Annotated in this window: 4 protein-coding genes; 1 reads left to right on the top strand and 3 read right to left on the bottom strand. The window is 72.3% G+C overall.

Annotated features, from left to right (window positions below):
- On the bottom strand, window positions 1-1,969 hold a 1,969-nt coding region (locus B9S61_RS07790; RefSeq protein WP_103541580.1), incomplete at its 3' end, for a GNAT family N-acetyltransferase.
- Between the two features lie 177 nt (window positions 1,970-2,146).
- On the opposite strand from B9S61_RS07790, the gene B9S61_RS07780 reads away from it, so the two are divergent.
- Complete coding sequence (locus B9S61_RS07780) at window positions 2,147-2,428, top strand: HPr family phosphocarrier protein (RefSeq protein WP_103541579.1); 282 nt, start codon at window positions 2,147-2,149, stop codon at window positions 2,426-2,428.
- A 166-nt stretch (window positions 2,429-2,594) separates the two neighbouring features.
- On the opposite strand, the gene B9S61_RS07775 is transcribed toward B9S61_RS07780, so the two are convergent.
- Both B9S61_RS07775 and B9S61_RS07770 read right to left on the bottom strand, forming a co-directional pair.
- Window positions 2,595-3,302: a GntR family transcriptional regulator gene (locus tag B9S61_RS07775; RefSeq protein ID WP_103541578.1), complete on the bottom strand. Its 708-nt coding sequence runs from the start codon at window positions 3,300-3,302 to the stop codon at window positions 2,595-2,597.
- Between the two features lie 196 nt (window positions 3,303-3,498).
- The coding region (locus tag B9S61_RS07770) for a M23 family metallopeptidase (RefSeq protein ID WP_146064749.1) at window positions 3,499-3,962 on the bottom strand (464 nt) is incomplete at its 5' end.

Genomic DNA, 3,962 nt, shown 5'->3' with positions numbered 1-3,962 from the left:
CGGTGTCCGATCCCGGCCGCGGCGGTGTGCCGGTCGGCGGTTGTGGTGCCGTACTGGTCGCGGCCGACAGGGCCTCGGCGAGACCGCCGAGTTCGACGTGGACCACGAGGACCGGCTTGGACGGGGTCGCGGCGGCGGCCGAGCGCAGGGCCTCGGCCAGGGCCGCGTCCCCGACCGATCCCTCCCCCGGTGCGGGGATCGCCGTCACGACCACCGCGTCGCTCGCGTCGTCCGCCAGCGCGTGCGAGAGCGCGTCGTGGAAGTCCGCCGCCGACGCCGCCGTGGTGAGGTCCAGCGGGGAATGCGGGCGCAGGCCCTCGGCGAGGCACGCCTCGTAGGTGAGCAGCCCCAGGGACTCGGAGTTGCCGAGGATCGCCACCCGGGGCCCGGACGGCAGGGGCTGGCGGGCGAGCAGCAGGCCCGCGTCGACCAGTTCGGTGATGGTGTCCACCCGGATCACCCCGGCCTGCCTGAGCAGCGCGGACACCGTCTCGTGGGGCAGCCGGGTCGCCCGTACGGCATGTCCCCGGGGCCCGGCGCCATGGCGTGCGCCCTGGACCACGACCAGCGGCTTCGCCGCCGCGGTGCGCCGCGCGAGGCGGGTGAACTTGCGGGGGTTGCCGATGGACTCCAGGTACATCAGGGCGACGTCGGTGTCGGGGTCCTCGTACCAGTACTGCAGGACGTCGTTGCCGGACACGTCGGCCCGGTTGCCCGACGAGACGAAGCTGGAGACGCCGGTGACCCCGGTGACGCCGCCGCCGCGCCGGTGCAGGCGCGAGAGCAGGGCGACGCCGATCGCGCCGGACTGGGCGAACAGTCCGATCCGGCCCGCGCGGGGCGGCTCGGGGGCGAGCGAGGCGTTCAGCCGTATGTCGGGGGACGTGTTGATGATGCCGAACGCGTTCGGGCCGATGATCCGCATGCCGTACGAACGCGCCTGCCGGACGAGGGCGCGCTGGCGCTCGCGGCCGTCGGGGCCGGACTCGGCGTAGCCGGCGGAGACGACGACGAGTCCCTGCACACCGCGCTCACCGCACTCGGTGACCACCTCGGGGACGTGCTGGGCGGGCACCGCGACGACGGCGAGGTCCACCGGCCCGTCGATGGCGTGGACGGACCGGTACGCGGCCACGCCGTCGAGTTCCTTCCGGTCCTCCTCGAACGCCTTGTTGACGGCGTGGAGCCGCCCGGTGAACCCGCCGTCCCGGATGTTGTCGAGGATGCTGCGGCCCACGCCGCCGGGTGTGCGTCCGGCGCCGACGACGGCCACCGAGCCGGGTGCCAGCAGCCGCTGCACCGAGCGGGCCTCCGCGCGCTGCTCGCGCGCGTACTGCACGGCCAGGGAGCGGTCGGTGGGTTCGAGGTCGAACTCCAGACGTACGACGCCGTCCTCGAAGCTGCGCTTCTGGGTGTACCCGGCGTCCCTGAACACCTTGATCATCTTGGTGTTGGCGGGCAGCACCTCGGCGGCGAACCGGCGGATGCCGCGCTCCCGCGCGACGGCTCCGATGTGTTCGAGCAGGGCGGAGGCGACTCCCCGGCCCTGGTGGGCGTCCTGCACGAGGAAGGCGACCTCGGCCTCGTCGGAGACGGGGGGCACGGGCGCGGGCCGCCCCCCGTCGGGGGCGGTGGCGGGCGACGGGTGGGAGGACGCGGGAGCCCCGTCCTCGTCGGTCCGGTCGTAGCGTACGGTGGCGATGAACTCGCCGCCGATGGTGGCCGCGAGTCCCACCCGGTCCACGAAGTCGTGGTGCGTGAAGCGGTGGACGTCCTTGGCGGACAGTCGCGGGTAGGGCGCGAAGAAGCGGTAGTACTTCGACTCGTCCGACACCTGCTCGTAGAAGCTGACCAGGCGCTCGGCGTCATCGACGGTGATGGGGCGGATGCGCGCGGTGCCGCCGTCGCGCAGCACCACGTCGGCTTCCCAGTGGGCGGGATACTCGTGCCGGTCCGACGAGATCTGCATGGGCCCCAGAGTACGGCTCGCGTACGGCAACGGCGCGAGGCAGTCTGTGGTGGACGACAGCCGGACCGAGGCCGCGGTCCGGCTGTCGACCCGAGCGGGCGCGGATGCCGCTCCGGGGACGCTTCACGATGTGGGAAACTGGTCTAGACAACCCTGAACAGCGAAGGGCAGCAACACATGGCTGAGCGCCGCGTCAACGTCGGCTGGGCCGAGGGTCTCCACGCCCGCCCCGCCTCCATCTTCGTCCGAGCCGCCACGGCCGCAGGCGTCCCGGTCACGATCGCCAAGGCCGGGGGCGACCCCGTCAACGCGGCCTCCATGCTCGCGGTCCTGGGTCTCGGCGCCCAGGGCGGCGAGGAGATCGTCCTCGCTTCCGGGGCCGAAGGGGCGGACGCCGCCCTGGACCGTCTGGCGAAGCTGGTCTCCGAGGGTCTCGAGGAGCTTCCCGAGACCGTCTGAATTGTTTATGTGTGCGGAGACCGTCCTCTCGCAGACAACCGCCCGCCGCACACGGAAAGGCCCGTCCGGGACACCGGGCGGGCCTTCCGCATTTCTCGCTCTCCCTTTTCAAGGGCAGCGGAAATAACCCCCGGAAATGACTCCCTCTTTGTATACGGCACCCGTGTTAAGGGCGCAGACTCGGCATGTTTACGGGATGTTGCGCGTTCCTCACACGGTCCGCGCGGCCGGCGCCCGCGCCGGAGCCGGGGCCGAATCGCAGGCGGTGCCCGGCGCTCGCACGTTCGGTGTGCAGCGCCGTGACGGCCCGCGCGCGGTCGCCGTCCCCGCGCGCCACCGCGTCGACGATCGCGCCGTGCTCCGCCCAGTACTCGACCGGGTCGGACGGCCCCTCGGTGGCGTACATCCAGGTGATCTTGTGCCGCAGCTGGGCCAGTGTCGACGTCAGCGCCGGGCTGCCGGAGGCCTGGGCGAGCGTCTCGTGGAACCAGCCGGCCAGGGAGCGCAGGTCGTCGCTGTTGCCCTGGCGGGCGCGCTCCTGTCCCAGCCTGACCAGGCCGCGCAGCACCTTCAGATGGGCCTCCGTGCGGCGCTGGGCCGCACGGGAGGCGCCGAGCGGCTCGAGGAGCACGCGCATCTCCAGCAGGTCGGCGGCCTCCTGCTCGGTGGGTTCCGCGACGCACGCGCCCGCGTGCCGCCGGGTGACCACGAAGCCCTCCGCCTCCAGCGTGCGCAGCGCCTCCCGGACGGGGACGCGGGAGACGCCGTACCGGCGGGCGAGGAGTTCCTCGGTGAGCCGGCCGCCGCGCTCGTGAACACCCGCGACGATGTCGTCCCGGATCGCCGTGCACACCGACTGCGCGGGAATACGCATTGATCGACCTCCGGCTTAATCCCCGTGAAACGTCGTCACTTGACGTCCACTTCGTGACTCTATTGCAATCAGCGGGAATTTCCGACGGCGGGCCGGAATCCATACGTATTTTTTGGACGAGCCGCGCCCCGAAACGCCGAATGCCCCGGCTCGCGGGCCGGGGCATCGGAAAGAGGTGGTGCGGGGCGCGGGCGTCTCAGAGGTTCACGCCGTGCGCGCGGAGGTAGGCGACGGGATCGAGGTCGGAACCGTAGTCGGCGCCCGTACGGGCCTCGAAGTGCAGATGCGCGCCCGTGACGTTGCCGGTCGCGCCGGAGAATCCGATCTGCCGGCCCGCGGCGACCTGCTGGCCCACCGAGACGGCGATGGACGACAGGTGCCCGTACTGGGTGTACGTGCCGTCGTTCATCCTGATGACGACCTGGTTGCCGTACGCGCCGCCCCAGCCGGCCTCGACGACGGTGCCGATGCCGACCGACTGGACGGGGGTGCCGCTCGCGGCGTGGAAGTCGACACCGGTGTGGCTGCCGGAGGACCACACGGCGCCGCCGCTCTTGTAGCCGGTCGACACGTACGAGCCGGGGATCGGGGAGACGAAGGTGTTGAGGCGGACGCGCTCGGCCTCACGCGCGGCGCGCTCCTCCTCGGCGCGGGCCTGCT

The sequence above is a fragment of the Streptomyces sp. SM1 genome (genome assembly GCF_002910825.1).
Taxonomy (GTDB): Bacteria; Actinomycetota; Actinomycetes; order Streptomycetales; family Streptomycetaceae; genus Streptomyces; species Streptomyces okerensis.
This window is presented reverse-complemented; position numbering and strand designations above follow the sequence as displayed.